The 25,907-nt window shown below is 72.3% G+C and carries 27 protein-coding genes and 1 pseudogene; 11 read left to right on the top strand and 17 right to left on the bottom strand.

Features of this window, described 5'->3' with window-relative positions:
* Window positions 1-149 precede the first annotated feature (149 nt).
* Complete coding sequence (locus tag AC07DU_RS25295; RefSeq protein WP_360891737.1) at window positions 150-1,541, top strand: pyridoxal phosphate-dependent decarboxylase family protein; 1,392 nt, start codon at window positions 150-152, stop codon at window positions 1,539-1,541.
* On the opposite strand, the gene AC07DU_RS25290 is transcribed toward AC07DU_RS25295, so the two are convergent.
* Window positions 1,534-1,824, bottom strand: coding sequence for a hypothetical protein (locus AC07DU_RS25290; RefSeq protein ID WP_479113886.1), 291 nt, complete (start codon window positions 1,822-1,824; stop codon window positions 1,534-1,536). The genes AC07DU_RS25295 and AC07DU_RS25290 overlap by 8 nt on opposite strands.
* On the opposite strand from AC07DU_RS25290, the pseudogene AC07DU_RS25285 reads away from it, so the two are divergent.
* Window positions 1,808-2,305, top strand: a pseudogene (locus AC07DU_RS25285) (TetR/AcrR family transcriptional regulator); the annotation flags it as partial. The gene AC07DU_RS25290 and the pseudogene AC07DU_RS25285 sit on opposite strands and share 17 nt — an antisense overlap.
* Here AC07DU_RS25285 and AC07DU_RS25280 read toward each other — a convergent pair.
* From AC07DU_RS25280 to AC07DU_RS25270, 3 genes are all read right to left on the bottom strand, one after another.
* Complete coding sequence (locus AC07DU_RS25280) at window positions 2,265-3,137, bottom strand: aldo/keto reductase (protein ID WP_479113745.1); 873 nt, start codon at window positions 3,135-3,137, stop codon at window positions 2,265-2,267. The pseudogene AC07DU_RS25285 and the gene AC07DU_RS25280 sit on opposite strands and share 41 nt — an antisense overlap.
* A 14-nt stretch (window positions 3,138-3,151) precedes the next feature.
* Window positions 3,152-4,099, bottom strand: a complete 948-nt coding sequence (locus AC07DU_RS25275) for an NAD-dependent epimerase/dehydratase family protein (protein WP_479113743.1) — start codon at window positions 4,097-4,099, stop codon at window positions 3,152-3,154.
* 247 nt (window positions 4,100-4,346) lie between these two features.
* Entirely contained in the window at window positions 4,347-5,468 is a 1,122-nt protein-coding gene (locus AC07DU_RS25270) for a nucleotide disphospho-sugar-binding domain-containing protein (RefSeq protein WP_479113741.1), read from the bottom strand.
* Window positions 5,469-5,809: 341 nt separating this feature from the next.
* On the opposite strand from AC07DU_RS25270, the gene AC07DU_RS25265 reads away from it, so the two are divergent.
* Window positions 5,810-7,825 carry an MFS transporter gene (locus AC07DU_RS25265; protein WP_479113739.1) on the top strand — a complete coding sequence of 672 codons (2,016 nt, stop codon included), beginning with the start codon at window positions 5,810-5,812 and terminating at the stop codon, window positions 7,823-7,825.
* 116 nt (window positions 7,826-7,941) lie between these two features.
* Here AC07DU_RS25265 and AC07DU_RS25260 read toward each other — a convergent pair whose 3' ends face one another.
* Window positions 7,942-8,793 carry an MBL fold metallo-hydrolase gene (locus tag AC07DU_RS25260; protein WP_360891719.1) on the bottom strand — a complete coding sequence of 284 codons (852 nt, stop codon included), beginning with the start codon at window positions 8,791-8,793 and terminating at the stop codon, window positions 7,942-7,944.
* Between the two features lie 213 nt (window positions 8,794-9,006).
* Here AC07DU_RS25260 and AC07DU_RS25255 point away from each other — a divergent pair, with 213 nt between their 5' ends.
* Window positions 9,007-9,390 (top strand): VOC family protein, encoded by a 384-nt coding sequence (locus tag AC07DU_RS25255; protein WP_479113737.1) that lies wholly within the window; start codon window positions 9,007-9,009, stop codon window positions 9,388-9,390.
* A gap of 68 nt (window positions 9,391-9,458) precedes the next feature.
* On the opposite strand, the gene AC07DU_RS25250 is transcribed toward AC07DU_RS25255, so the two are convergent.
* Window positions 9,459-9,908, bottom strand: coding sequence for an SRPBCC family protein (locus tag AC07DU_RS25250; protein WP_479029653.1), 450 nt, complete (start codon window positions 9,906-9,908; stop codon window positions 9,459-9,461).
* A 193-nt stretch (window positions 9,909-10,101) separates the two neighbouring features.
* On the bottom strand, window positions 10,102-10,524 hold the full coding sequence (locus AC07DU_RS25245) for a CBS domain-containing protein (RefSeq protein ID WP_360891710.1): 423 nt from the start codon (window positions 10,522-10,524) through the stop codon (window positions 10,102-10,104).
* A 176-nt stretch (window positions 10,525-10,700) separates the two neighbouring features.
* On the opposite strand from AC07DU_RS25245, the gene AC07DU_RS25240 reads away from it, so the two are divergent.
* Window positions 10,701-12,221: a serine hydrolase gene (locus AC07DU_RS25240; RefSeq protein ID WP_479113735.1), complete on the top strand. Its 1,521-nt coding sequence runs from the start codon at window positions 10,701-10,703 to the stop codon at window positions 12,219-12,221.
* A gap of 62 nt (window positions 12,222-12,283) precedes the next feature.
* Here AC07DU_RS25240 and AC07DU_RS25235 read toward each other — a convergent pair whose 3' ends face one another.
* Complete coding sequence (locus tag AC07DU_RS25235) at window positions 12,284-13,183, bottom strand: oxygenase MpaB family protein (protein ID WP_479029649.1); 900 nt, start codon at window positions 13,181-13,183, stop codon at window positions 12,284-12,286.
* A gap of 194 nt (window positions 13,184-13,377) precedes the next feature.
* On the opposite strand from AC07DU_RS25235, the gene AC07DU_RS25230 reads away from it, so the two are divergent.
* From AC07DU_RS25230 to AC07DU_RS25220, 3 genes are all read left to right on the top strand, one after another.
* Window positions 13,378-13,884, top strand: a complete 507-nt coding sequence (locus AC07DU_RS25230; RefSeq protein ID WP_479029648.1) for a DUF5709 domain-containing protein — start codon at window positions 13,378-13,380, stop codon at window positions 13,882-13,884.
* 83 nt (window positions 13,885-13,967) lie between these two features.
* Window positions 13,968-15,023, top strand: a complete 1,056-nt coding sequence (locus AC07DU_RS25225) for an NAD-dependent epimerase/dehydratase family protein (RefSeq protein WP_479029646.1) — start codon at window positions 13,968-13,970, stop codon at window positions 15,021-15,023.
* Window positions 15,024-15,169: 146 nt separating this feature from the next.
* Complete coding sequence (locus AC07DU_RS25220) at window positions 15,170-15,619, top strand: hypothetical protein (protein WP_479113733.1); 450 nt, start codon at window positions 15,170-15,172, stop codon at window positions 15,617-15,619.
* A gap of 90 nt (window positions 15,620-15,709) precedes the next feature.
* Here AC07DU_RS25220 and AC07DU_RS25215 read toward each other — a convergent pair whose 3' ends face one another.
* The 7 genes from AC07DU_RS25215 to AC07DU_RS25185 all read right to left on the bottom strand — a co-directional run bounded on the left by AC07DU_RS25215 (window position 15,710) and on the right by AC07DU_RS25185 (window position 20,748).
* Window positions 15,710-15,976, bottom strand: coding sequence for a DUF4235 domain-containing protein (locus AC07DU_RS25215; protein WP_479029642.1), 267 nt, complete (start codon window positions 15,974-15,976; stop codon window positions 15,710-15,712).
* Complete coding sequence (locus AC07DU_RS25210) at window positions 15,973-16,293, bottom strand: DUF3618 domain-containing protein (protein WP_479029640.1); 321 nt, start codon at window positions 16,291-16,293, stop codon at window positions 15,973-15,975. The genes AC07DU_RS25215 and AC07DU_RS25210 overlap by 4 nt, the downstream gene beginning before the upstream one ends.
* Window positions 16,290-16,709, bottom strand: coding sequence for a phage holin family protein (locus tag AC07DU_RS25205; protein ID WP_453286624.1), 420 nt, complete (start codon window positions 16,707-16,709; stop codon window positions 16,290-16,292). The genes AC07DU_RS25210 and AC07DU_RS25205 overlap by 4 nt, the downstream gene beginning before the upstream one ends.
* A gap of 186 nt (window positions 16,710-16,895) precedes the next feature.
* The gene (locus AC07DU_RS25200; protein ID WP_479113731.1) at window positions 16,896-18,242 is read right to left on the bottom strand and encodes an MFS transporter; all 1,347 of its coding nucleotides are present in this window, start codon (window positions 18,240-18,242) and stop codon (window positions 16,896-16,898) included.
* Window positions 18,239-18,883, bottom strand: a complete 645-nt coding sequence (locus AC07DU_RS25195) for a helix-turn-helix domain-containing protein (RefSeq protein WP_479113729.1) — start codon at window positions 18,881-18,883, stop codon at window positions 18,239-18,241. Before AC07DU_RS25195 ends, AC07DU_RS25200 begins: the two co-directional genes overlap by 4 nt.
* 75 nt (window positions 18,884-18,958) lie before the next feature.
* On the bottom strand, window positions 18,959-19,786 hold the full coding sequence (locus AC07DU_RS25190) for a M28 family metallopeptidase (RefSeq protein WP_479113727.1): 828 nt from the start codon (window positions 19,784-19,786) through the stop codon (window positions 18,959-18,961).
* A 44-nt stretch (window positions 19,787-19,830) separates the two neighbouring features.
* A complete protein-coding gene (locus AC07DU_RS25185; RefSeq protein ID WP_479113725.1) occupies window positions 19,831-20,748 on the bottom strand; it encodes an HAD family hydrolase in 918 nt (305 codons plus the stop codon).
* A 268-nt stretch (window positions 20,749-21,016) separates the two neighbouring features.
* Between AC07DU_RS25185 and AC07DU_RS25180 the strand changes: the two genes are divergently transcribed.
* Window positions 21,017-21,292 (top strand): hypothetical protein, encoded by a 276-nt coding sequence (locus AC07DU_RS25180; RefSeq protein WP_453370582.1) that lies wholly within the window; start codon window positions 21,017-21,019, stop codon window positions 21,290-21,292.
* A gap of 304 nt (window positions 21,293-21,596) precedes the next feature.
* Here AC07DU_RS25180 and AC07DU_RS25175 read toward each other — a convergent pair whose 3' ends face one another.
* Complete coding sequence (locus AC07DU_RS25175; protein ID WP_479113723.1) at window positions 21,597-22,304, bottom strand: DUF4232 domain-containing protein; 708 nt, start codon at window positions 22,302-22,304, stop codon at window positions 21,597-21,599.
* A gap of 335 nt (window positions 22,305-22,639) precedes the next feature.
* Here AC07DU_RS25175 and AC07DU_RS25170 point away from each other — a divergent pair, with 335 nt between their 5' ends.
* Both AC07DU_RS25170 and AC07DU_RS25165 read left to right on the top strand, forming a co-directional pair.
* Window positions 22,640-24,247, top strand: a complete 1,608-nt coding sequence (locus AC07DU_RS25170) for a phospholipase D-like domain-containing protein (protein WP_479113721.1) — start codon at window positions 22,640-22,642, stop codon at window positions 24,245-24,247.
* A 94-nt stretch (window positions 24,248-24,341) separates the two neighbouring features.
* Window positions 24,342-25,262: a hypothetical protein gene (locus AC07DU_RS25165; RefSeq protein ID WP_479113719.1), complete on the top strand. Its 921-nt coding sequence runs from the start codon at window positions 24,342-24,344 to the stop codon at window positions 25,260-25,262.
* Window positions 25,263-25,280: 18 nt separating this feature from the next.
* Here the strand turns inward: AC07DU_RS25165 and AC07DU_RS25160 are convergent, their stop codons facing one another.
* The gene (locus tag AC07DU_RS25160; protein ID WP_479113717.1) at window positions 25,281-25,661 is read right to left on the bottom strand and encodes a hypothetical protein; all 381 of its coding nucleotides are present in this window, start codon (window positions 25,659-25,661) and stop codon (window positions 25,281-25,283) included.
* Between the last annotated feature and the right edge of the window lie 246 nt (window positions 25,662-25,907).

Raw genomic sequence — 25,907 nt, 5'->3', positions numbered from 1 at the left:
CGAGGGGGGTGCCCCCTGCCCCCGGGCATACAGCGGAAACGTCCCCCGAATCCACCCTAGGCGGAGGGTGGTGCGCGTGCACCTCGTGGCCCGGCGGCCCGCGTGGTGGTGGCTTGCGGGGTGGCGGTGACGGTCCCATAGTCCGAGGTATGGACGCCGGGACGGACGGGGGTACGGACGCGCGCGAGGCGGCGCTGCGACAGGCCTACGGACATGCGCTCGACTGGCTGGCGAGCCTGCCCGGCCGCCGCGTGCCCGCCCGCGCTTCGGTCGAGGAGATCGTGCGTGCGCTCGGCACCGAACTGCCCGCCGGCCCCAGCACCCCCGCCGACGTCGTCGACCTGCTCGCCACGGCCTGTGAGCCGGGGCTCACCGCGTTCCCCAGTGGCCGCTTCTACGGGTTCGTCGTCGGTGGCACCGAACCGGCCGCGCTGGCCGCCGACTGGCTGGTCAGTGCCTGGGACCAGAACTGCGTGATGCGCGCCGTCTCACCCTCGTACGCGGCAGCCGAGGAGATCGCCGGCGCCTGGCTGCTCGACCTGCTCGGCCTGCCGGGCGACAGCGCGGTCGGCTTCACCACAGGCGCCACGATGGCGAACTTCACGTGCCTCGCCGCAGGGCGCGACGCGGTGCTGCGGCGGGCCGGGCTGAACGTCGCCCGCGACGGACTGGCGGGCGGGCCGGGCGTACGCGTCCTCGCAGGCCAGGACCGGCACATGGCCATCGACCTGGCACTGCGCTACCTGGGGCTCGGCGAGCCCGAACTGGTGCCCGCGGACGATCAAGGACGCATCGATCCCGAGGCCCTGCGCCGTGCCCTCGCGGTCGGCGGCCACAGACCCACGATCGTGGTCCTCCAGGCCGGCGACATCCACTCCGGCGCTTTCGATCCCTTCGCCGAGACGATCCGTGCGGCTCGCGACGCGGACGCATGGGTGCACGTCGACGGCGCCTTCGGACTGTGGGCGGCGGCATCCCCGGCCTACGCACACCTGACCGCGGGCTGCACGGAAGCCGACTCCTGGGCGACGGACGCCCACAAGACCCTGAACGTCCCCTACGACTGCGGACTCGCCGTCGTCCGCGATCCGTTCGCGGTCCGCGCCGCGATGGGCCTGCGCGGCGACTACCTCATCCAGGACGAACAGGGCGACCCCATCGACAAGGTCCCCGAGCTCTCCCGGCGCGGCAGAGCCTTCCCCGTGTGGGCGGCGCTGCGCTCCCTCGGCCGATCCGGCGTGGCCGACCTCGTCGAGCGGCTGTGCCGGCACGCCCGCGCCTTCGCCGCCGGCATCGCCGGGATCGAGGGCGCGAGCGTCCTCAACGACGTGGTGTTCACCCAGGTCTGCGCCGAGTTCGGCGACGACGAGCGCACCGAACAGGTCCTCGCCCGGCTGCTCGACGACGGCACGGCGTGGATCAGCGGCTCCACCTGGCACGGCCGGCGCGTCATGCGCATCTCGGTCAGCAACTGGTCGACGACCGACGAGGACGTGACGCGCGCACTGGACGCGATCAGGCGCGCCTCCGCCCTCACCTGATCCCCGCGCGGGTGCCCGAGGCCGGCGGCACGGGCGTGGCGATCAGCAACAGTGCGGCGAACACGAGGGGCGCGGCCGTCTGGTAGCCGACCCACACCACACCCCCGGCGCTGCCGTCCCGCCATGCCACCAGTAGCCCGACCACGGCCGTCAGCACCCAGCCGGTGTCGTAGCCGACCATGAGCCGCACGTGGGTGCGGAACGGGCGGCGGCGCACATACCTGAGCTCGATACCGCCGCCGATCAGCAGGGCGACGCCCGAGGCGACCATGTTCGGCAGCAAGGGCGGCCTGGTGGCGGCCTTGGTCAGCGACTACCTGCGGCCGCACTATGACGAGATCGAGCAGGCGATTCCCGCAGAAATGGAACTGCTGGACGCAGTGGAAGCCTTCGCCCGGTACTACCGGCGCAGCTGTGACGCCCCGACCGCGACCTCGGCCCTGTCGCTGCAGATCACCCTGCTGGACATGGCCCTGCACGACCCTGAGCTCGGTTCTCAGCTCGCCAGGTCCGTCCGGACACAGGAGAGCCACCTGATCGCGCTGTTCACCGGCAGATCACACAACGGGAACGTCGTGACCTCGTGTCAGGCGCAGCGTCTGGTCACCGCGCTCAGGGCGCTGTTCGTCGGTCTCACGCAGGGCGTCATCCTCGGCCTCGCGGCCGGTGCCGACGAGCAGTACTTCGCCGACACCGCCCGCGCCCTGGCGTCCACCGCGACCCTCATCGATCCAGCCGCATCAGTTCCTCCGCGCTCAGCGTGAGCTCCGCGGCCCGGGCCGAGGCGGCGATGGAGGCGGGGCGGCTCGCTCCCGGTACCGGGATCACCGCGGGGGAGCGGGCGAGGAGCCAGGCGAGTGCGACCTGCTGCGGGCTGACGCCGCGTTCGGCCGCGATGTGGTGGAAGGGTGTGGCCGCCGGGGCGGGGCCTGACGGTCCGTCGAGGGAGCTGCGCGAGATGCCTCCCAGAGGGCTCCAGGGCAGGAAGGCCAGGCCCAGCCGGGCACTCAGCCGTAGCTCGGGCTCGCTGTCGCGTACGGCGGGGGAGTACTGGTTCTGCACGGAGACGAGCCCGTCGCCGAGGATCGCATGTGCTTCGCGGATCTGCGAGGTGGTGACGTTGGAGATCCCCGCGGCGCGGATGGTGCCGGCGTCGAGCAGCTCGCGCAGCGCGCCGACGGAGTCCGCCCAGGGCGCGGCGGGATCCGGCTTGTGCAGGTGGTAGAGGCCGATCGCGTCGACACCCAGACGCCGTGCCGAGGCCTCGGCAGCTCGCTTGAGGTGGGCGGGGGTGGCGGTGACGGTCCAGCTGCCGTCACCGGGGCGGCCGCGGCCGCCCTTGGTCGCCACCAGGACGCCGGAGGTGTCGCCGCCGTACCGGGCGAGGGCGCGGGCGATCAGCGACTCGTTGTGGCCCACTTCGCCGGCGTGCCAGTGGTAGCTGTCGGCGGTGTCGATGAGCGTGACACCGGCGTCGAGGGCGGCGTGGACGGTGGCGATGGCACGCGCCTCGTCCGGGCGGTGCTCGATGGACAGCGGCATGGCACCCAGGCCGATGGCGCTGACGGTGGTGTCCGCGAGGGTGCGGTACTGCATCGTGGGTCGGTTCCTCAGGCGGTGGGGGACGGCTCGGCGGTGAGGGCTGCGGTGGCTTCGGCAACGGCGCCGGGCAGCCAGTCGGTGGAGCGGGAGAAGGGGAAACCCAGCCCCTTCGCGCGGGCGTTGCTCATCGCGTAGTGGCGGTCGAAGGAGAACGGTGAAGCCTCCCCACCCGCCCGCACGACCCGGTAGACCGGCTCCCGCCCGGCCTGCGCGGCGATGACCGAGGCGAGGCCGTACACGTCGAGCGGGCCGTCGGAGCAGGCGTTGACCGGGCCGGTGAACTCGGCCGCTGCCGCCCACAGCAGCAGCTCCGCCAGCTCCTCGTAGTGGATGAACACCGTCGGCAGCGCCTGCGCGTGCACAGCGATCTCCTCCCCCCGGGCGATGCGCTCGACGTAGTGTGCGAGTCGGCCGGTGAACTCCTGGGCGCCGCCGCCGAGCACGTGCGCGCTGCGCACGGAGGCGAACGCGAAGCCGCCGGCGCGGGTGAGGACGGCCTCCGCCTGGCGCTTGCCCTCGGCGTAGTGCGCGTCCAGGTACGCACCGTCGTGCCAGGGAAGCTCCGGGGTCACCGGCCAGGTGGCCGGATCCACGCTCTCCTCCGGTACCGGAGTGCCCGGCGCGACAGCCGGCAGCGCTGCGGTCGCGGGGTCGTAGACCTCGATCGTGGACGTCATGACGTAGCGCGGGGTGCGGCCCGCGAAGGCGCGGGCGGCGATCGCGGCCTGCACGGGGGTGTAGCAGACCTGATCGACGACGACGTCGAAGGTACGGTCGCCGAGCGCGGCCTTCAGGGCGGCCTCGTCGTTGCGGTCGACGACGAGGTGCTCGACGCCGCTCGGCGGCCGGAGCGAGCCACGGTTGATCACGGTGACCTGATGCCCGGCTGCCAGCAGGCGCTTCACCAGGAGTTTTCCGAAGTAGCGGCTTCCGCCGATGACACAGACCTTTTGCATGCCCCCATCCTGGGCACCTCCCGTCATCAGCAGAAGTGCCGTCTTGCTGAAGGCGTATGAAGTAAAACTGGCGACCGGGACCGGGACCGGCATCGGGATCGGGACCGGGGTCCTGTGCCGTGGCGCTGCTCCGGCCGCCGCCCGCGCTCCCACGGAGGACTGGGCCGGCTCCGACCCCTCGGCTCGCCGGACCCACCACCCCGGAACGGGGCGAGCGCCGTGGTGGGTCCGGCCGGCCGGGGCCGCTCTAGGAGGCGGCCAGGGCCTCCAGAGCGGGGACCGTTTCGGCCGGGCTGGGCAGCGCGGCGTTCTCCGCCCGCAAGCGGGCGGCCGCCTCGCGCAGAGCCGGGTCGGTGGTGAGACGGATGAGGAGAGCGTCGTCGACGTCGTCGGACGCGGAGCTCACAGCCGCGCCGGTCGCGGTGAGGGCGGAGGCGTTGGTGAAGTGGTCGGCGCCCTGGGGGAGGAGCAGCTGGGGGAGGCCGGCCTGCAGGGCGGTGAGCATGGTGCCGGAGCCACCGTGGTGGATCAGCGCGTCCGAGGCGGTCAGCAGCTCGGCGAGCGGAACCCAGGGCAGCGGGCGGACGTTGTCCGGGAGGGTGCCCAGCGGGGCGAGGTCGGCGTCACCGACGGCGAGCAGGAACTCGGCGTCCACCGAGGCGGCGGCCTCGATCAGACGGGCGATGGCGCGGACGCCGTCGACCTCCGTGAGCACGGTGCCCAGGGTCACGGCGACGCGCGGGCGGGTGCCACGCCGCAACAGCCCGGCCGGGACGATGCCACCGCCGTTGTACGGGACGTAGCGCATCCGCAGGCCGCCCGGGTCGCCGCCGAGCGAAGCGGGGACGATGTCCAGCGCGGTGGGCTCGGCGGGGCCCGCCACCCCGTACGTCTCGTACGCCTCGGTGAAGTTGGCGGCGAGCCGGCCGACCATCTGGAGGCCGGAGGTGACGCCGAAGTTCTGGATCACCGAGGGGATCTTGAGCTTTGCCGCGACGAGCGCGGCGGAGGCCTGGAAGGAGTCGTAGACCAGAAGGTCGGCGCGCCAGCTGTCGGCGGCCTCCATCAGACCGTCCACGGTGGAGCGGGAGACGAGCGCGAAGGCGCGGGCCGCCCGGTCGAGGATCTCGTCCGTGCTCGCGTCAGGGGAGACGTAACGCACCTCCTCGCCGGTCGACTCCTCGAACACGTCGCGGATGCTGCGGCCGTCGCCTATCTCGACGATCGGAAAACCGGCCTCGCGGAGCCGGTTCAGCGGCTGCGAGCTCGCGAACAGCACCTCGTGGCCGGCGGCGCGTAAGGCCTGTGCGGTCGGGATCATCGGGAAGAGGTGGCCGGCCGCGGGGGGGCCAGTGAAGAGGATGCGCACGGGGTCTCCTTGCCGTCGTTCTGCCGACCGAGGACGAGTCGTGCGGGCCAGCCCCCGGGTTTCCTTCGGTGAACTGACGGGACGGCACGCTGTGTTCCCCCCTCAGGATCGATAATCGGACATTCTGGGCCGAGCACTGGTCCCGGCAATCCACATCGGCGCCTTCCCTCCGTGTTCTACCGTGAGACCTCCGCATTCATCCTGGGGGGAACACACCGCATGGCCGACGACGAACTGGTCTTGGGAGCCCCGAGCCCGTTCCTGGAACCCCCGAGCACCTCCGCCGTCCGCACCCCGCAGCGCGGTGCGGACGACCGGAACCCGAAGGGCTGACCTCCACCGTGGAACAACTGACGGGGGCGGACCCCGCGCACATCGGCCCGTACCGCCTGATCGCCCGCCTCGGCGCGGGCGGGATGGGCCTGGTGTACCTGGGCCGCTCCGACCTGGGTCGTACGGTCGCCGTCAAGGTCGTCCAGGCCGAGCACGCCCAACACCATGAGTTCCGCAGGCGGTTCGCCCGCGAGGTGGCCGCGGCCCGGCAGGTGGGCGGAGCCTGGACCGCCGACGTCCTGGACGCCGACACCGAGGCCGCCGTGCCGTGGGTGGCGACCCAGTACATACCGGGGCCCGACCTGACCACCGTCGTGGCCCAGGACTTCGGGCCGTTGCCCGAGCCGTCGGTCCGTACCCTCGCCAACCGCCTCGCCCTCGCCCTGCAAGCCGTGCACGGGGCGGGCCTGATCCACCGTGACCTCAAGCCGTCCAACGTCCTCATCACCGTCGACGGCCCCCGTGTCATCGACTTCGGCATCGCACGGGCGATGGACACCCTGGCCGGGGACAGTCTGCACACCCGTACCGGCATGTTGATCGGCTCGCCCGGGTTCATGTCGCCGGAGCAGGTGCGCGGTCTCGAACTCACCCCGGCGTCCGATGTGTTCTGCCTGGGCGCGCTCCTGGTGTACGCCGCCACCGGCCGCCTGCTCTTCGGCGCCACGGACACCGGCCTGAACGCCCACCTCTTCCGGGTCGCGGAGGAGGAGGCGGACCTGACCGGCGTTCCGGACTCGCTCGTCGGGCTCGTGGGCCAGTGCCTGGACAAGGACCCGAGCAAACGGCCCACTCCCCACGAGGTGGCCTCGCGCACGGCGACCGACGAAGCCGGAGAATGGCTGCCGGGAGCGGTACTGGCACAACTCGGCCGCCGCGCGGCGCACTTGCTGGACTACGCCCCCGCCGGCCCTGCGGGTGCCGGCCCCTCGGATGCCGGCAGCGTGCGGCCGGACCCCCGCACCCCGCTCGCCCGGCTCACGCCACCGCCGCCCGCGTACGCCCCGACGGCAGCCGCGCACTCCGGTGCCGGCCCCGGCTTCGGCGCGGCTCCCGGCTTCGGCGCGCCGCCGTTGCCGACCGCGCGGCCCGAGCCCTGGGGCGGACGTACGTCCCCGGCGCACCCGTCGGGCCCGGAGACGCCCCTTCCCCGGCGCTGGTGGGCCCTGGCGGCGCTCGCACTGGCCCAGCTGGTCGTGCTGTTCGATGCGGCGTTCTCCAGCAAGGCGATGGCCTGGCAAGGCGCCCACAGCGACCTCGGGATCCCTTTCCACGGCGTGCGGGTGACGTCCACCGTCTACCTGGACATGATGTCCATCGCCTACGTCCTGGCCTTCCTCGGGCTGATGCTGTTCGGCGCCCGCATCGCCGACCTCATGGGCCGCAAGAGGATGCTGATGGTCGGCTTGCTGGGATTCGCGGCGAGCGCCGCCCTCACCGGCTTGGCGCCGACCTCCGGCATGTGGATCACGGGCCGCGCCCTGCAGGGCGCTTTCGCAGCGATGGTCTCCACCTCCGCCCCGGTCCTCGTATCCCTCTCCTTCACCGACCCGCAGGAACGCCGCAAGGCATTCGGGATCCACGCCGCGATCGCGGGCTGCGGCCCGGCGCTCGGCCTGCTGGCGATCTGGTGGAGCCTGCTCAACCTCGGCCCGGGCTGGCGTGATTGCCTGCTCGCCGCGATCCCCTTCGCCGTGATCGCCCTGGTCGCGGTGGCGCGCCTGGTCGAGGACCGCCAGGGGCGCATCGGCGTTCCGTTCAACGGGATCGGGGTGCTGCTCGGCGCGGCCGGAATCGCCGCGCTCAGTGGGGCCCTTCCGCACTTCACGGGCTATGTCATCGTGCTTCCGGCGGCCGGGATCCTGCTCGCGGGCTTCGTGTGGTGGCAGACCAGGGCGACGGGCGCCCTGGCTTCGCCGTCCGGTGTCACAACCCAGGCCCACGTCGGGTACTTCCTCGCGACGGCCCTGGCCAACGCCGGCGTCGTCGCCCTGCTCATGGGCATGGGCTACATCTACTACTAGCCACCGCCCGGCCTAGCCACACGAGCGGCTGTCCGGCCGAGCGGGTGAACGCTCAGTCCCGGGCTCGATCCCAGGCCCGGGCTCGATCCCAGGCCCGGGGCGGGCAGGCCCTCACGTCACGTCGCCGACGGGCGCGGCTGCTCCGGCGGGACCGAGCTCTCGGCCACCGCCATCCACTGGTCCAGGTCGGCCTGGGTGAACTCCGTCCACGGCGGGACGTGGGGGAGCTGGCGGAGGAGGTCGTACGCCTCGGGGATCTGCGGGCCGCGAAGGACCGGGCAGTGGCAGCCGGCGATGACCTCGGCGTTCAGGTGCTGGAAGTCGGTGACGACCGTCCCGAACTTCTCCGAGTCCAGCAGGGCGACCCAGGGAGAGACCAGGCGTCCCCCGAAGAACTGGCCGTCGCGGAATTCCTCCGGCGACAGCGCGGCCACTTCCGGCATGGGGGCCGGCACGTTCGTGGCGAAGGTGTCGACGGACCACAGGACGTTGGTCTTCGAGTCGAAGAGAGCGCGGGTCGTGGGGTTGTCGTACAGGGGTGGTCGCTTGGCCACCAGGGTGCGGTCGCCCGCGTCGATCGTGTCGCCGTCGGTCATGAACCGGCACCGGTTGATGGGAGTCTCCCACTCCTCGGCCATGCGGCCGATGGAGAACCAGGTCGTCAGCAGGGTCGCGTTCGGGCAGGCCGCGAGAACGGCCAGGAGGTTGCCGGCGTGGTCGCGGTCGTCGTGGGTGAGGAAGATCCACCGTACGTCCAGCGGATCCACGACGGACCAGGCGGCCTCCAGCCACTGGGAGCGCACGGCGGGCGCCCCGGTGTCCACGAGGACCGGTTCGGCTCCCCGGATCACCATGGAGTTCATCGGGAAGTGGCCGACCGGCGGTGCCTCAAGGGCCCACGGGATGACGAACGTCTCCTCGGCGATCTTGTACGGCTGCAGAAGGTTGAAGCTGTCTACGGTTGTCATCGCTGCTCTCCCTAGGACGGAGTCACCGCAGCGTCCATACGTCCAGTGCAGCCCCGCCCCGGACAGCCGTCAAACGCGGAGGGGTACCGGCCGCGGCCCGGCCGCTCACCGGCTCGGTGCGCCCGCGGGGAACAGCGCCCCGCACGAGCCTGGTTGACGGTCGGGGACCGACGATCGACTGGAGCTTTCGGGTGCCCGCGTACACTGACGGACATGGCATGCCGCATCAGTGAGCTCGTCATCGACTGCGCCGACCCCGAAGGGCTCGCCGCGTTCTGGAGCGAGGTCCTCGGCTACGTCGAGCTCGGCCGGGAGTCCGACGGAAGCATCGAGATCGGGCCGCCAGGCGTGGGATCCGGCGGCCCTGCGCCCACCCTCGTCCTCAGCCCCAGCAGCGACCCGCGCGTCGGGAAGCTGCGACTGCACATCGACGTCAACGCCACCGACCCCGACCAGGACGCCGAGTTGGAGCGGCTGCTCGCCCTCGGCGCCAAGCCCGTCGACATCGGCCAGAGCGGTGCGGAGGACTGGCACGTCCTGGCCGACCCGGAAGGCAACGAATTCTGCCTTCTGCACGCCCGGCTCCGGCCCCTCTGACCCACGTGCGACGTGGCGGCGGGCCGCCGTAGCGCCCGCCCGGGGCCGGAGAGCCGGCGGGCACCGGGTCAGACCTCGCCGCGCCATGCTCCTGTGGCCGAGCCGCGGTCCTCGATGAAGTGCTTGAAGCGCTTCAGGTCACCCTTGACCTGCCGGTCCACGAAGCCGAGCTTGTCGCCGATGTTCTCCGCCAGCCCCTCGGGGTCGAAGTCCATCTTGAGCGTGACCTGGGTGTGGGACGGATCGATGGGCTGGAACGTCACCAGTCCCGACTGGTCGGTCTCACCGCCGATGGTCACCCAGGCGACCTTGCGGTCGGGGATCTGTTCGGTGATCTCGGCGTCGAATTCCCGCGCCACGCCGCCGATCTTCGTCACCCAGTGCGTGAGCGTGTCCGTGCGTTGCTCGATCCTCTCGACACCGTCCATGAACTGCGGGAACGTCTCGAACTGCGTCCACTGGTCATACGCCGTACGGACGGGGACGCTGACCTCGATGGATTCCTCGACCTGCGACATGTGCTGACTCCTTTGATCCGGGTGGTGAACGGGGAGCCGGGCGGCCCGGGGCCGCTCCGGCTTCCGCAGGGCACCGCATCCGTGCCCACTCACCGCGCCCTTGCCCCGGCTACCCGCCGGTGATTCCCCGAATGAGGCCACTTGCCGGACCAGGCGGCCCTCCAGCAGTCGCGGCTGCGGCGAACAGGGAGCGTCAGGCGTTCGGCTCGGCGGCGGCGATGGCCGCGAAAGCCGAGCCGGGATCCCGTTCGACCGTGAGGTCGCCGAGGGTGACGACGCCCACGAGTTCGCCGTCCTCGGTCTGCACCGGCAGGCGCCGCAGGGCGTTCCGGCGCATCAGATCGATGGCCTGGTCGACATCGTCACTGGGTTTCACGGTGACGATGTCGGTGCTGCAGATGGCATTCACGGTCGTGTCGGCGGGATCCTTGTTCTCCGCCATGGCCCGTACGACCAGGTCCCGGTCGGTCAGGATGCCGCACAGGCGCCCCTCGTCCACGACCAGGACGTCCCCGATGCCGGCGTCGCGCATCAAGCGAGCGGCCTCCGACAGCGCCGTCAGCTTCTCGACCGTCACCGGATTGCCGGTCATCACCTCGTGGACGCGCCGCGTCATGAATCCTCCCACGGCTGGAACGGATCCCGCTGGAAGCGGATCCCACTCGACGCCTACCCAGCCCGCGCGAGTGGTAAGCGCTGCTCCTGACGCCCGCGGAGGCCCGGCAGAGGCGCCGTTTTCCCCGCCCCGGCTCTGCCCAGGCGCCCGAAGCGGGGGCGGCGTTCAATGGACACATGCGACGCAACAGCAAGCGCAGGGGGCTGACCGTGGTCGCCGGGCTCGCCTTGGCGGCCGGGACCGTCGCCGCCGCACCGTCGCCGAGCCCCGGGGGCTTGGACGTGGCGAAGGCCCTGGACACCCTGGACGCGCAGGTGCGGGACGGCATGCGGCGCACCGGGGTCCCCGGCGTCTCCGTGGCCGTGGTCCACGACGACAAGGTCGTCTACCTCAAGGGCTTCGGTGTCCGCAGCACCGCCGCTCCGGGAGAGAAGGTCGGCCCGGACACCGTCTTCCAGCTCGCCTCGGTCTCCAAACCGGTCGCCTCCACCGTGCTGGCCCAGGCCCTCGGCGCCGACGGCTTCGACGCCCCGCTCAAGGGCGTCACCCTCAAGGACCCCTGGATCAGCTCGCACGTCACCGCGGCCGACCTGCTCTCCCACCGCTCGGGCCTGCCGGACCACTCGGGCGACCTCCTTGAGGACCTCGGCTACGACCAGGCGTACATCCTGTCCCACCTGCGCGACGAGCCGCTCGGCGCGTTCCGCACCAGTTACGCGTACACGAACTTCGGCTTCACCGCGGCCGCCGAGGCCGTCGCCAAGGCCAAGGGCGTGCCCTGGGACAAGCTCTCCGAGGACCTGCTGTACAAGCCCGCCGGGATGACGCACACCAGCTCCCGCTTCAGCGACTACGAGAAGGCGGCCGACCGCGCCCTGACCCACGTCAAGACCGACGACGGCACCTGGAAGCCGCGCTACGTCCGCGACGCCGACGCGCAGACCGCGGCCGGCGGCGTCAGCTCCAACGCCCGGGACATGGCCCGCTGGCTACGCCTCCAGCTGGGCGGCGGAAAGATCGACGGCAAGCAGGTCATCAACAGCGCCGGCCTGGCCCAGACCCACCTCCCGCACATCATCAGCCAGCCGCCCGGCGAACCGAACACCCAGGCCGGCTACTACGGCCTGGGCTGGAACGTGCGCTACGACGACCACGGCCGCCTGCGGCTGAGCCACGCCGGCGCCTTCGCACTGGGCACCAACACCAGCGTCATGGTGGTCCCCGCGGAGAAGCTCGCCATCGTCGTGCTCACCAACGGCGCCCCCACGGGTCTCCCCGACACCGTCGCCCTCAACTTCTTCGACACCGCCGAGTACGGCAAGCCCAGCCGGGACTGGCTGCCCGTGGTGGGCGAGGTCTACAAGCAGCAGCTAGGTGAAGGCCGCTCGAAGACGGACTTCACCAAGCCGCCCGCGGACCCGAAGCCGGCCCGCGAGGACAGCGCGTACACCGGTACGTACACCAACCCGTTCTACGGCCGGGCCAGTGTCGAGGCCGGCCCGGGCGGCGGGCTGGTGCTGCACCTGGGACCGAAGCCGATGGCCTTCCCCCTCACCCACTACGACGGGGACACCTTCAGCTTCGAGACCATCGGCGAGAACGCCGTCGGCCGCACCGGGGTGACCTTCACCGACGGCAGGATGCGGGTGGAGTACCTGGACGCCAACGGCCTCGGCACCTTCGACAAGGGCAGTTAAGTCGAACCGACAGGGGCAGCTCAGTCGAACCGACAAGGGCAGCTCAGTCGAACGCCGGTGCGTCACTCGGCGGGGTGCGCCGGCCGGGGAGCCGGAGGCAGGGCCCAGCGGATCGCCCTGGTCACGGCATGGCCACCGGCGTGGGCGACCGGCGGTGGTATGCGCGCGGCCGCAGCCGCCCCGGCTGAGCCGGTGACCACGGCCGACCTCGCCCATGGCGGCAGCAGCTCCACCGCTGCCACCGCCAGCAGCGTGTACGGCAGCCGGGCGGCCCCCGGGAGCGGAGGGTCGGTCAGCAGGAAGCGGGCGGTGTCACGGGAAGCCGCCGTCGGCCGCAGGGAGGGCCGGTACTCGGCGAGCCGCAGCTCCAGTTCGTGCTCGTTCTCCGGCGGCCGGTCCGCACCCAGGGCCCGGGCCACCCGCGCCGTGTCGGCGAGGTACGCGTCGCGGCCCGCCGAGTCCAACGGCTGCCTGCCGTACCGCTGGTGGGCCCGCAGGAAGCAGTACGCCTCGGCGACGTGCACCCACGTCAGCAGCTCGGGGTCATCGGCCCGGTACGGTACGCCCTCGGCCGTCCGGCCCCGCACACGAGCGTGCACCTCCCGGACGCGGGCCACAGCCCTCTCGGCGTCGCTGCTCGTGCCGAAGGTCGTGACCGCCAGGAAGGTGCTGGTCCGCTGCAGGCGCCCCCACGGGTCGCCGCGGTATCCGGAATGCGCCGCCACGGCGGCCATGGCGACGGGGTGCAGCGACTGCAGGAGCAGTGCGGCCAGGCCGCCGACGAACATCGACGCGTCCCCGTGGACCTGCCGCACCGGCCGTCCCGGAGCGAACCAGCGCGCTCCGGGAGCACAGTGGATCCGCTCGCGGTTGCGGGGCCCCTCGGGCCCCGCCACGCGCAGGAAGATCGCCTCGCCCGCTTGCCGCCTGATCCGCTGGACGGCCGTCGTCCCCCGTGCCATGGGCCCAGTATGCGCCCGGCCCGTCCCCGGGCACAGGCCCCCGACGGGATTGAGAGGTCCTGCGAGGGGCAGGCGCTTTCCCGTACGAGGAGGTACGCCGTGGCCGCCCGCGGACGGGCCCGTACGAGAGTCCCGTAAGCGACTCCGCGCCGGCGAGCGAGCGGCCCGCTGACCCCGACCGATCGGAGCACCTGATGAGCAGCGCCGACGAATCCTACGGCGACGACGTCTACCAGCCGCAGGAAGCGGACGAGCCCGCCGAGGCCCAGCCCGACCTGGAGAACACCCTGGACGAGCCGGGACTCGACGACCAGCTCGACACCGCGTACGTCCCGCCCGACCGTCCCCTGGCAGTCGATGAGAAAGGCACGACGGCCGACGAACAGCGCACGGGCGAGACGTTGGACGAGCGGCTCGCGCGGGAGGTACCCGACGTGTCCGCGCAGGACGACGAGGCTTCCGACGAGGCCGGCGACCCCCTGCTGGCGGGGGCGGACCGGGCCGGCCGCCTGGCCCCCGTCGCGGATCCGGCTCCGCAGCGCCACATCTCCGTACTGGCCCGCGACGTCGGGATCGACGGAGGCGCGGCATCGGCGGAGGAGGCCGCCGTCCACACGATGGAAGAGCCCCCGCCCTTCGAAGACGAAGCCGGAGTTCCCGAGGACGACGCGGCGGGCCGGGACGCACAGGACGAGGCGTGAGCGGCGGATCTTCGGACCCCGGTTCCGTCCGGGACGGGCCCGGGCCGTTGCCATGCGACGCACCCGAAGCGAAAGGACCAGCCATGAACCGCTCCGGATCCGCGCAGCCCGGCCACGACGGCCACGACGGCCACGACGGTCTGCGGATCGTGGTCGTCGGCGCCACCGGAAACGTCGGAACCAGCGTGGTGCAGGCGTGCGCCGACAGTCCGGCCGTCGGCTCCGTCCTCGGCCTGGCCCGACGGATCCCGCAGTGGCATCCGGCGAAGACGTCCTGGGCGGCCGTCGACATCGGGCGGGACGCTCCGGACCTGGTGCCCCTGCTCGCCGGAGCCGACGCGGTCATCCACCTGGCGTGGATGTTCCAGCCGACCCACCACCCGGCCCAGACGTGGCAGACCAACGTCCTCGGCAGCGTGCGCGTCTTCGAGGCGGTGGCCACGGCGGGGGTGCCGGCTCTGATCCACGCCTCCTCCGTCGGCGCGTACTCGCCCGGGCCCAAGGACCGTGCGGTCGACGAGTCCTGGCCCACCCACGGGTGGCCCCAGGCCGCGTACACCCGGGAGAAGGCCTACTTGGAACGCGTCCTCGACGCCTTCGAGCGGTCCCACCCCGAGGTGCGGGTGGTCCGCATGCGGCCGGCCTTCCTGTTCAAGCGCACCTCCGCGTCGGAACAGCGGAGGATCTTCGCGGGCCGGCTCCTGCCCAGTTGGCTGCTGCGCCCCGGGATGATCCCGGCGGTCCCCGACCTGACCGGCCTGTCCTTCCAGGCCCTCCATACGGACGATGCGGCATCCGCCTACCTGGCCGCCGCCACCCGCAACGTGCAGGGCCCCTTCAACCTGGCCGCGGACCCGCCCCTCGACGCGGAAGTCCTCGCGGGCGTCCTGCACGCCCGCCGGTTCACCTTCCCCACCGCCCCCGTGCGGGCGGCGCTGGCCGCCGCCTGGCGGCTCCACCTGGTCCCCGCCTCTCCCGACCTGTTCGACGCCGTGCTGCGCCTTCCCCTGATGGACGCCGCGCGCGCCCGTGCCGAGCTCGCGTGGCAGCCCCGGCACACGGCGGTCGAAGCGGTGGAGGAGTTCCTGACGGGCCTGCGCGAGGGCGCGGGGATGGCCACCGCGCCGCTGGCCGCCTGACGGGTGGCGGGTGGTGGGCGATCGATGGTGCCATGTGGCGGACCCGGGGTGCGGGAACCCGCACGGCCTCGCAGCATGACGGTGAACCCTGCGTACGCACCCAGCGGACGTACACCAGCGGACGTACCCCGAGAAGGAGATCCGTGATGCCCGGAAGCCCCAGCGGAACGGAAGAGACGGCTGGTGAGGCCGGTGACGCCGGCGCACCGGAGCGGTCGTCTTCGGCGGACGTGGTGGTGACGGCCGCCCACTGCTCGGAGGAGGCCGCCCGGGTGCTCCTGGACGTACTGGAGCGGGCCTTTCCGGTGTCCGCTGCCGAGGGCGTGGCGGTCGAACCGGGGCCGCACGGGAAGGCCACCGTGTGGTGCACGACGGTGAACGCGGCGGAAACGGCGTCCGGGCCGGCGCAGACGGCCTCCGTGGAGAGCATCGAGAGCGTCCCCCTGGACGGAACCGTCCTCGTCGGTCTGCAAGGCGGCCCGCGCGCCGTCGACCGGGTCGTGGCCGCACTCAAGGACGCCTTCGCGGTCGAGGAACGCGGGACGGTGGCGGGAGACCAGGAGAAGGAGGTCGACCTGCTGATCCGCTCCGCATGACCGCCGGCCGGTCAGAGCCCTCCGGCCGGTCAGAGCCCTCCGGCCGGTCCGAGCCCACCGGGACCCGGCCGGCCGAGCGTGCTCCGTCTCTCAGGCGGGCCAAGTGCCCGTGAGCCGCTTGACGGCCACCGCGCCGCTGCGGTCGATCAAGGCCTTGATGGCGGCGAACACGGCTCCCTGCAAGGCAGCGGCGATGAGGATCTCCCGCCAGGACCGGTCCTGGTCGGTGGCGTTCGGCGCGTCCTGCTCGTGACCGAGCCGCTGCCAGATCTGCTTGAACACGGCGCCGGCCAGGGCGCCGCCGGTGGCGCCGAGAGCCAGGCCCATGGGCTTGTACGCGATCTTCGATGCCTTCACCGGGACCTCCGTCCCCTGGTCCCCCTGGCCTGCCGCGCCACCAGCCAGACGATGCACCCCGCGGTCACGGCGACCAGCCACCCCTCACGCCGGAACGTCCGGGACGCCGTCCGGCCCACGCGGTGCGTCGCGACGGCTGCCTGCTCGCGTGCCTGGTACGTGGCCGCGACGGCCTTCTCGCGCATCTGGCCCTTGAGGTCCGTCTTGGCGGCGAGCGCCTGAAGGGTCCGGCCCAGTTCAGCCCGCGAATCCTCGACGGTCGCACGCAGTTGCGCGGTGTCCCGCTGCGGTCCTGCCGGCGAGTGCGTCCTGCTCATCGGTGCACCCTTTCCTTGATCTCGGCGATGTCGGCCCGCACGCTCTCGATGGCCTGCCCGGGTATCGGCGGACCGGCCTGGCCGACCTTCTTCTTGCCGAGGCCGCCCAGTGCGGCGGCGATCACCAGCAGGCCCCCGGCCGCGATCAGCGCGGCGCCCCAGAGGGGCACGACCAGAGCGAGGGCCGCGATCGCCGCGGCCACCAACGCCTGCAGGGCCAGGAGCGTCACCACGGCCGCGCCGCCGAGCATGCCCCCGCCGAGACCGAAGCGTTTGCCCTTGTCCGTCATTTCCGCCTGTGCGAGACGCAACTCGTCCCGTACCAGCTGCGACACCTGCTGGGATGCCTTCGACACGAGCACGGCCACCGATTCGTCCCGGCCCTTCGGGTGGCCGTCGTGGACAGCGTGTTCCATCCCCTTCACCTGCCTTCCTGCCTCTACGTGTCGCCTTTCTGCCGGTCCAGCCTTCGCAGCTTCGTCCGGGGTCCCTCACGGCTCGATGCCCCGCGGTGGTTCGTCCCCCGGCGCCCGCCCGCTTCGCGCGCCCCGCTCACGTCCGGACACGCCCCGCAGCGCCCGGCGCACAGCCGGTCTGCCGCATCAGGGACCAGGCACCCGCGTACGAGGGCTGTCGGTGAGCGCCTGCCCAGCCTCCAGAGGGCCAATCCCGCCCCGCGCGGGACGGGGCATCCACAGGAGGGCACCGGCGAGAAGCACGGCGCCTGCCCCCAGCCAGGGCAGGGGGGACGGCGGCAGGACGCCGATGATCAAGCCGGTGAGAGCTCCCGTGAGTTGGAGGGCGAGGGACTGGACGGACAGTGCGGTGGCCCGGCCCGAAAGGTCGACTCGACCGTGCAGGAGGTGGTTCTCGCTCGGCCCCGCCGCGCCGAGCCCGAGGTAGACCAGGCCGTAGCCGATGACGGCCGTGACCATGGCGCCCGCGCCCGTGGACACCGTCGTGGCGCCGAGCACAAGCAGGCCGCTCGCGCTCGTGCCGAGGCTCACCATGACCGCGCGCTCGCTGCTGCCCGCGAGCCGGGCGGTCAGCGGTGCGAGGTGGCTGCCGATGCCGGAGCAGATGAAACCGGCACAGGCGAGGGCGGCGAAGAGCACCGCGCCTGATTCCGATGCACCGGTGAGTGCCGCGGCCCGGCCCGGCGTGAGCAGCTCGATCGCGGCGCAGGCGCTGCCGGCAGCCCCCGCGCTGAGGAGGATCCGGCGGACGAGTGCGTCCTGGCCGCCCAGGCGTAGCCCGTCCATGACGGCCGTAGGGATGCCTCGCAGCGCCTCGCGTGGGGTGACCCGCGGCCGGGGCACCTCCCGCAGTGCGGTCAGGACGTACAGCACGAAGGCGATCTCGACCGCTGCACCGAGGAGCAGCGGGGTCGAAAGGGGCACTACCAGGCCGGAGGTCGCTTCGCTCAGCCGGGAGCCGAAGCCGGGGGCCCGTGCGAGCAGCCAGGGAAGGGCGCCGCCGAGCAGGGTGCCGGTCGCCAGTGCGGCGGATGTCGCGGAGGCGCCGCGGGCCAGGCCGGTGCGCAGTTCGGCGCCGGGGCCGCAGTGCGCGTGGACCGTGTCGACGTACCAGGCCTCGGCCGGTCCGCTGGACAGCGCACGGCCCGCTCCCATCAGGACCATGCCCAGGCCGAGCGTCCAAGGCGCGGTGCCCAGGCCCTCAAGGGCCAAGGCGGCGAGGTTCAGCAGGCCGGCGGCCGCAAGGACGACGCGGCGTCCCAGGACGTCGGACAGCCCTCCGGTGGGCAGTTCCAATGCGCCGGCGGTGAGGGAGTGTGCGGCGAAGAAGCCGGCGATGGCCGACATGGTCATGCCGCGCTCGGTTAACAGCAGGATCAGGGGAGCGACGGTCAGCCCCAGCGGGAGCCAGAACAGCAGGCAGACCGTGACGTAGCGGCGGCGCACGGTACGTATGTCCTGCGGCGGGGTCATGACGCATCCTCGGCCTCTGTCCCCGCAGGGGTCGGGGCGTCCGGCTCTGCACCCGGGTCCCGCTGAGCCAGGGGGAGCCCGGCGGTGAGGAGCACGACCTGGACGGCGCGCGGATCTGCCGCGTCACGGGCCGTCAGTTCCTCCAGCTTACGGTCAAGTACCTGCCAGAGTTCGGTGAGTGACTCGGGCGTCAGGCGAGGCATCAGGTCGCCGATCCCGGACGGCTCCACCCACTCCTGGCCCAGCCGTCCGTCGGCGATGTCGGCCTCGTGCCGGACGAGAGAGGCCTCCAGGTGCTGGATCTGGGCCCTGCGCGACAAGCTGACGTATGCGCGGCTGCCCGGTGTCGCCCCCATCGCCTTGTTGCTCCAGGCGGTCGCGGCGTGCACGGCCTGCCAGCGGCGCTCCCGGCCGTCACGGTGCTCGGCTTCTGCGACGAAGGCGTACTTCGCCAGAACCCGCAGGTGATAACTGGTGGAAGCCGATGACTCCCCGGTCCTGACCGCGAGTTCGCTCGCGGTGGCCGGGCCGTCCTGTCGCAGCAGTCCGAGCAGCCGGATGCGCAGCGGGTGGGTGAGGGCCTTCAGGGCTGCCGTGTCCTGCTCGGGATCGAGTACGCGTTTGTGCTCATCGCTGACCATGACGGGAGGTTAGAAGGCTCCAGAGCATCTCCAAAAGTATTTTTGCAGAAATGTTTTTGGAAAGTCGGGTTCCGGCTAGAGACCCGCGAAGGTCAGGGCGGTCGCGGTGACCGAGCGGGCGATCGCGGCGGCGTACTGCGCGTCGTGGTCCTCGTCGAGGAGGGTGTCGCCGGGGGTGTGGTACTGGCGGGTGCCGGTTCCCGGTCCGTCGTGCGGGCCGAAGAGGTCCTCGGAGACGGCTATGGCCGCCCATCCCCGCTCGTGGAAGCTCGCGTGGTCGCTCCGGCCGATGGCCGGGTCCCCGGGCCCCGTGAGCTGTTGAACCGAGAAGCCGGAGGCGAGGGCCGGGATGGTACGCACGACCAGGCCACCCAGTGCGTCGGAAGCGGCCACGACCGGCCCGGGCACCGAGGAGCCGGCATGGATCTCCACCGTGGGGGCGCTGCCGTCCTGCAAACCGGCGATCATGTCCATCTGGAAGACGCCCGCGATGCGGTCGCCCGCCGCCGCGGCGGCGAGCGTGTAGCGCTTGCTGCCGAACAGTGCCTGCTCCTCGGCGTTGAACAGGACGAAGCGCACGTGCCGCGTCGGCTCCCTGCCGTCCGCGACGAGCGCGTGCAGGCATTGCGCCGCGGCCATGACCGCCGCGGTGCCGCTCCCGTCGTCGTCCGCGCCGGGGGCCGGGTCCACCGCGGGGTCGTAGGGGCGGGGGTCGCCGTTCGCATCGACGAACCGGCCGCCTTTGGCCGTCGAGTCCAGATGCCCCGTGATGAGGAAGGCGGAGTCGGCCCCCTCGACGTGATGTTCCGATTCCACGTTGAACAACTGGTGGCCCCGCCACTTGAACGCGTGCCGTCGGACCACGAGCCCGACTTCCTGGAAGTGCTGGACCAGCGCGTCCACGACGAGCCCGTTGTCGGCACTCGCCGCGTCACGGCTACGGACCTTCAGCGGCCGGCCCGGCCGGGGCGCGACAGGAGGGCCGGGTCCGGGAGCAGGATCTCCGTGTGCCCCGGCTTGGCTCCCTGCGGATGCACGTCCTCGATCGGGACGCCGGCGGGCGCCGCGACGTACACACCGCCGGGCGCGGGCCCGAGCGACGCGATCGGCCGTGGGTACCCCGTCAGCTCGCCGGAGGCGAAGCAGAACACGGCCGCGGCGCGCATCGCCCCTTCGTTCACGGTCCTGGACTCCTCCGAGGCGCCCGCGAAGGCGTCGGGGAACGGGACCGAGCGATCGTCCCGGACCAGGAAGGCGGCCGTGTCCTCGACCTGCCCCCGTACGTCGGTCGTGAACCCGCCCTGCTGGAGCGCGTCCACGCCGAGTGCGCTCGCCATGGAGAGCACGAGCCGAGGGGAGGCGACATGCACGGGAACGACCTCGGCGCTGTCCGCCACGGCCGCCAGTGCGGCCAGACTCCGGCCGTCCGGAAGCTCGACCCTCGTCCAGAAGACGGGGCGGTTCTCGATGGCGGCCCGGGTGAACACGGGGTGGGCGGCGACGCGCATGCCCGCCGTGCGCGCGAACGCGCGCTCGTCGTGGTTCTCCCCCACGAAGACGCAGTCGTCGGCCGGACCGCCGCTGCTCGTGACCGCCTTGTCGAAGATCGCGCGGCTTGTCTTGGGGCCGAAGTGAATGAGGTGGTCGTCCGTGAACCGCCCGGGAAACGCCTCGTGGAGCGCTGCCGCGGCCCGCGCGACCGCATCCTGTCCGGTGCCCGGGTCGGAGATGATGCCTGTGCGTTCCCCGGTGAACGCATCGAGGACCCGGACGGCGCGCGGGCGAGGCCGCAGGCTCAAAGATCCGTCGGCCTCGAAGAGGGGGTCCGCCAGCGTCGCCCCGATGTCGAAGAAGAGCGTGGTCATCTCGGCGCCTCCGATGGTTGAACGGCGCACAGTTGAACGGCACACAGGGACGATGCCGGGTGAGTGCGAATCCCCCGAGCGCCGTCCCTGGGCGTGACCGCACCCGTGCACGCTGAACCGGGGTTCCCCCCTTCATCGTCTGTCCGCCACCGCGTTCCCGCCTGACGAGGATCAGGCCGGTCCAGGCCGCCTTGAGCTCGCGCCCCCAGGTGGTTTCGCGGCTCCTCGCCGGCGGTGTCGACACGGATGCTCAGTAGGGTTGCGGACCATGACGAAGGCGACGGAGCGGTGGCCCAAGCAGGACCCCGGCAGCGGCATTGAGGACGTGACGCTGCTGATCCTGGAATGGCTCGGCGAGCAGGGCGTGGGAGCCATGGTCCGCGTTGATGCAGAGCGTGTACGGGAAGGCCGCCCAGCATGGACGTTCGTCGCCGGTGGTGGGCCACTGTCCGGGGGATTGCGGGCGGATGGCGCCTCCGTCGCCGAGTGCATGGGCAAGGCGCTGTCCCGGCTGCGGGCAGCCGGGCTGGACGTCCCTTTCTGAGCGGTGCCCCGTCATCCCGGACCAGGTCGGCTCCCGGACTCGTACGTGCTGCGCTTGCCGGCGGCTACGGGCGGCCGGAGACTGGTGCTGTCAGTGCGCCCCCGCTTGTGTGAACAGTGCTGGTCGGCGCCGACACTTCTCCCGCTGCCGCGCCCATCCGTCGGGCATGCGCCGTCTGTGTGCGAGTCGGCGAGTTCTTATCCGAGGGTCCGGGTCCGTAAAACGTGTTGCCGGAGCCAGGCGAGGAGAGAGGCGGGTTCGAGTCACTGCGCATGATGGTCCGTGACGGGCTCGTATCGACTCGTCAATGGACGAAGAGGGGCGACACGGCCGCCTCCGAGCTGCTGTTCCAGTACGTCACACGGGCTTTGTCGTCCACGTACACGCCGCCCTTCGGCATCTGCAGCAGCACGCCCTCGCCCGTGTTGTGGTCGGGCCTCTGGCCGTGCGGCGCGAGTGCCATGGTCTTCACGAGGGAGCTGACGTCCTTGCCGCCCTCGCGCAGGAGCAGGCCCGCGTACGCCTCCTTGCCGGGGGCCAGGGTCACCTCCGTCTGCGGCTTCGAGTTCTCGAAGACCGCTACCAGCCGGCCGTGACCGTCCTTCAGCCGGAGTACCGGATGGGTCCGCAGGCTGCACGGCTTGGTGCCGGTGTTGGTGACGGTCAGCAGGAGTTTCGAGTCGTCCTTGGTGGGAGGCACGGCCCACTCCACCCTCACCTCGGTGTAGTCGTCGGGGCAGTTGCCGTCGATGCCCGTGGAGTCTCCCTCGGCCTCGCCCGGACGGCCCGGCTCCGATGCTGAGGGGACGGCCGACGCGGACGCGGCGACGGACGGGGACGCGGAAGGCGTCCCGGAGGCGGAGGCGGAGGCGGAGGCGGAGGACGTCGGCGGTGCGGTCGGGCCGCCCTTGTCGTCGCTCGGCCCGCAGGCCGCCGCGGCCAGGAGTGCGGTGGCGGCGAGGCCCAGGGCGCCGAGCGTCCGGGCATGGGTGGTCTGGCGGAGAGTACGCATCACGAGCCCCCGTGGCTGCTGATGTGCTGGGATCGGTGCCGACAGGATGCCCGCCCCGGCCGCGGATTCACGCCCCCGCAGGCATCGTTACACCTCGCTCATGCGGTGGTCACCGTTCCGTCGTAAGACGGGACCGGGCCGGGTCGGACCCCCGGTCCCACCCCCTCGCACCGGCTCCGCCATCCGACGGCGGGCGGTTCCGCTTCGCGTGGCCAGAACTCGCCCGAGCCGGGCGAACGGAGCGCTACGTGCTGGTAACTTGCGGGAGTTGATCAAGGTCGGAGGCGTGGCCGACCACGCTCCGGCCCGAGCCACCCCCCAGTCAAGGAACCACATTGGCACGCACCGTCCGTACGACGGCCCTCGTCCGCACCTCGGCCCTCGCACTCGGCTTCTCCTTCCTCGCCACCACCGCCCCCGCGTACGCCGCGGCTGCGCCCACCCCCCACCTGGACTCGGTCGAGCAGACCCTGCGTCAGGTCTCGCCCGGCCTGGAGGGCTCGCTCTGGGAGCGCACCTCCGACAACCGGCTCGGCTCCTCCACGCCCGGGAGCCCCGACTGGCTGCTCCAGACCCCCGGCTGCTGGGGCGACGCCACGTGCGCCGACCGGCCCGGATCGCGCCGTCTCCTGGAGAAGATGCGCCAGGACATCGCCGGCGCCCGGCAGACGGTGGACATATCCACGCTGGCGCCCTTCCCCAACGGCGGCTACCAGGAGGCGATCGTCGCGGGCCTCAGGGAATCCGCCCAGAAGGGCAACCGGCTCAAGGTGCGCATCCTGGTGGGCGCCGCGCCCCTCTACCACTCCACGGTGATCCCGTCGTCCTACCGCGACGAGCTGCTCGCGAAGCTGGGCCCGGCCGCATCCGGCAACATCACCCTCAACGTCGCCTCGATGACCACCTCGAAGACCGCGTTCTCCTGGAACCACTCCAAGCTGGTCGTGGTCGACGGCAGTTCGGTGATCACCGGCGGCATCAACAGCTGGAAGGACGACTACCTCGACACCTCCCACCCGGTGAGCGACGTGGACCTCGCCCTGTCCGGGCCCGCAGCCGCCTCCGGGGGCCGCTACCTGGACTCCCTGTGGGACTGGACCTGTCGCAACAAGAGCAACTGGACCTCGGTCTGGTTCGCCGCCTCGCCGGGCGCGGACTGCATGCCCTCCCTGCCCCGTCCCGCCTCCCCGGAGGGCGGCGGGAACGTGCCCGCGCTCGCCGTCGGCGGCCTCGGCGTGGGCATCCGCCAGAACGACCCCACCTCGTCCTTCCGCCCGGCTCTGCCCACGGCCGGCGACACCAAGTGCGGGATTGGGGTGCACGACTACACCAACGCCGACCGGGACTACGACACCGTCAATCCGGAGGAGAGCGCCCTGCGCGCCCTCGTCTCCAGCGCGAGCTCCCACATCGAGATCTCCCAGCAGGACGTGCACGCCACCTGCCCGCCGCTGCCCCGCTACGACGTACGCCTGTACGACGCCCTCGCCGCCAAGCTCGTCTCCGGCGTGAAGGTCCGCATCGTCGTGAGCGACCCGGCGAACCGCGGCGCTGTCGGCAGCGGCGGCTACTCGCAGATCAAGTCGCTCTCGGAGGTCAGCGACGCCCTGCGCGGCCGGCTGACGGCGCTGACCGGTGACGGCGGCCGGGCGCGGACGGCCCTGTGCCAGAACCTCCAGCTGGCGACCTTCCGCGCGTCCGACCAGCCGACCTGGGCGGACGGCAAGCCGTACGCCCAGCACCACAAGCTGGTCTCGGTGGACGGATCGGCCTTCTACATCGGATCCAAGAACCTGTACCCGTCCTGGCTGCAGGACTTCGGGTACGTCGTCGAGAGCCCGGCCGCGGCCGCACAGCTGAAGAGCGGCCTGCTCGACCCGCAGTGGCGGTACTCCCAGGCCACCGCGACGTACGACTACTCCCGCGGCCTCTGCCAGGGCTGATCACCCCGCCCCGCCCGGCCCTCCGGCCGGGCCCGACGCGCGGTCGGGTACGGGGTACCGGCCGCGCGGCGACGGGGGCGGGAGACTTCCGGGCATGGACGTCGAGTCGGTGACGGTGGAGCTGTACGGGCTGCACCCGTCGGAGTTCACCACGGCCCGGGACGCGTACGCCGCCCGGGCGCGCACGGCAGGTGACCGGCAGCTGGCCACCGCGATCGCCCGGTTGCGCAAGCCGACGGCCGCGGCGTGGACCGCCGGGCTGCTCGCGCGGGCCAGGCCGGACGAGGCCCAGCGCCTCGTCGAGCTGGGCGAGGCGCTGCGTACCGCGCACCGAACGCTGGATCCCGAGCAGCTGCGGAAGCTGTCGCACGATCAGCACGTGGTGATCGGCCGGCTCGCGCGCACGGCGTCGGCCCTCGCCGCCGAGGCGGGCCGGCCGGTGAGCGAAGCGGTGCTGCGCGAAGTCGAGCAGATCCTGCACACGGTCCTCGCCGATGCGGAAGTCGCCGCGCAGTGGAGGGAGGGCCGGCTGGGGAAGACCCCGGACCCGGTGCTCGGGTTCGCCGGGCTGGAACCGCAGCCCGGCGCCGCGCCCCCTCGAGCACCGCAGGCCGTCCGGCGCACGAGGCCTACGGAGCCTATGGACCCTACGGAGCCCACTGCGGAGCGCGTACCGCCCCCCGCGCCGGAACCGCGAGCGGACGAGCGGGCGGCGCAGGCACACCGGGAGCGCGCGGAGGCGGCCCGGGCGGAGCTGGCCGGGGCCCTGGCCGAGGCGGAACGGCTCGAAGCCGCGCAGGCCGCCGGCCAGGAGCTGGTGGACCGCGCGGCCGCTGCCGTCGCCGAGGCCGAGGAGGAGGTACGTGCGGCGAAGGAGCGCCTACGGGCGGCACGCGCGGCCAGTACCGAAGCGCTCGCCCGTCACCGGGAAGCCGGGCGAGCCGCTGCGAAGGCACGGGCGCGGGCGGATGGGGCGGCGCGGAAGGCCGAGAAGCTCACCGGCCAGGAGGCGTGAACGCGGCGCGGGCCACCATCAGAGAGCAGCTGTCATGGTGATCCACCGCACGAGGGCCGCATGGGTCGTGTCGTCGAGCGAGGCGAGCGTGTGGATGGCTTCCAGGTCACCGGGCAGCGGCGCGATCCCTGCGGAGGTCAGTGCGGCGTGCAGGTCCAACCGCCGCCGGTCCACGGGCCTCAGGGGCCAGAGGAGCCGGGGATCGGACGCCTCCCGCTGGTCTGCCCGCCCACCCTCTTCGCCGCCGAGGGGCAGTTTCCGGTCCGTATCACCCGGGCGGTCCTGCGGCGAGGCCTCACAGGCCGGGGGCCTGATGGTGTCGGCGCCGGGAAACCGGTAGGGGTCGAGGTCCAGCTGAGGGACCGTGACGTCGGACGGGGAACACTGCCAGAACTCCACGAAGAACCTTCCGGGTCGGATGTGCGGCTGCTGTTTCCAAGGGCTCGGGCGGGCGGGGTGGCGGTTGGTCGGTGCGTTGCGGTGTCCGGTGCGGCGGGGGGGGGGGGGGGGGGGGGGGGGGGGGAAGGAAAAAGGAGGGGGGGGGGGGGGGGGGTGGGGGAGCTCCTTTGTTTCCCCCACCCCGGGGTGATCTCTCCACAGAAGGGGGCTCTTTTCCCCCCTCTTCTTCCCCTTCTCCCCTTACCA

The sequence above is a fragment of the Streptomyces sp. NPDC045695 genome, assembly GCF_056432025.1.
This window is presented reverse-complemented; position numbering and strand designations above follow the sequence as displayed.

Bases quoted from the DNA above. Each gene is read 5' to 3' on its own strand.
- AC07DU_RS25295 (WP_360891737.1), top strand. From the start codon at position 150: ATGGACGCCGGGACGGACGGGGGTACGGACGCGCGCGAGGCGGCGCTG.
- AC07DU_RS25280 (WP_479113745.1), bottom strand. From the start codon at position 3,137: ATGCAGTACCGCACCCTCGCGGACACCACCGTCAGCGCCATCGGCCTG.
- AC07DU_RS25275 (WP_479113743.1), bottom strand. From the start codon at position 4,099: ATGCAAAAGGTCTGTGTCATCGGCGGAAGCCGCTACTTCGGAAAACTC.
- AC07DU_RS25260 (WP_360891719.1), bottom strand. From the start codon at position 8,793: ATGACAACCGTAGACAGCTTCAACCTTCTGCAGCCGTACAAGATCGCC.
- AC07DU_RS25255 (WP_479113737.1), top strand. From the start codon at position 9,007: ATGGCATGCCGCATCAGTGAGCTCGTCATCGACTGCGCCGACCCCGAA.
- AC07DU_RS25250 (WP_479029653.1), bottom strand. From the start codon at position 9,908: ATGTCGCAGGTCGAGGAATCCATCGAGGTCAGCGTCCCCGTCCGTACG.
- AC07DU_RS25245 (WP_360891710.1), bottom strand. From the start codon at position 10,524: ATGACGCGGCGCGTCCACGAGGTGATGACCGGCAATCCGGTGACGGTC.
- AC07DU_RS25240 (WP_479113735.1), top strand. From the start codon at position 10,701: ATGCGACGCAACAGCAAGCGCAGGGGGCTGACCGTGGTCGCCGGGCTC.
- AC07DU_RS25235 (WP_479029649.1), bottom strand. From the start codon at position 13,183: ATGGCACGGGGGACGACGGCCGTCCAGCGGATCAGGCGGCAAGCGGGC.
- AC07DU_RS25230 (WP_479029648.1), top strand. From the start codon at position 13,378: ATGAGCAGCGCCGACGAATCCTACGGCGACGACGTCTACCAGCCGCAG.
- AC07DU_RS25225 (WP_479029646.1), top strand. From the start codon at position 13,968: ATGAACCGCTCCGGATCCGCGCAGCCCGGCCACGACGGCCACGACGGC.
- AC07DU_RS25220 (WP_479113733.1), top strand. From the start codon at position 15,170: ATGCCCGGAAGCCCCAGCGGAACGGAAGAGACGGCTGGTGAGGCCGGT.
- AC07DU_RS25210 (WP_479029640.1), bottom strand. From the start codon at position 16,293: ATGAGCAGGACGCACTCGCCGGCAGGACCGCAGCGGGACACCGCGCAA.
- AC07DU_RS25205 (WP_453286624.1), bottom strand. From the start codon at position 16,709: ATGGAACACGCTGTCCACGACGGCCACCCGAAGGGCCGGGACGAATCG.
- AC07DU_RS25200 (WP_479113731.1), bottom strand. From the start codon at position 18,242: ATGACCCCGCCGCAGGACATACGTACCGTGCGCCGCCGCTACGTCACG.
- AC07DU_RS25195 (WP_479113729.1), bottom strand. From the start codon at position 18,883: ATGGTCAGCGATGAGCACAAACGCGTACTCGATCCCGAGCAGGACACG.
- AC07DU_RS25185 (WP_479113725.1), bottom strand. From the start codon at position 20,748: ATGACCACGCTCTTCTTCGACATCGGGGCGACGCTGGCGGACCCCCTC.
- AC07DU_RS25180 (WP_453370582.1), top strand. From the start codon at position 21,017: ATGACGAAGGCGACGGAGCGGTGGCCCAAGCAGGACCCCGGCAGCGGC.
- AC07DU_RS25175 (WP_479113723.1), bottom strand. From the start codon at position 22,304: ATGCGTACTCTCCGCCAGACCACCCATGCCCGGACGCTCGGCGCCCTG.
- AC07DU_RS25165 (WP_479113719.1), top strand. From the start codon at position 24,342: ATGGACGTCGAGTCGGTGACGGTGGAGCTGTACGGGCTGCACCCGTCG.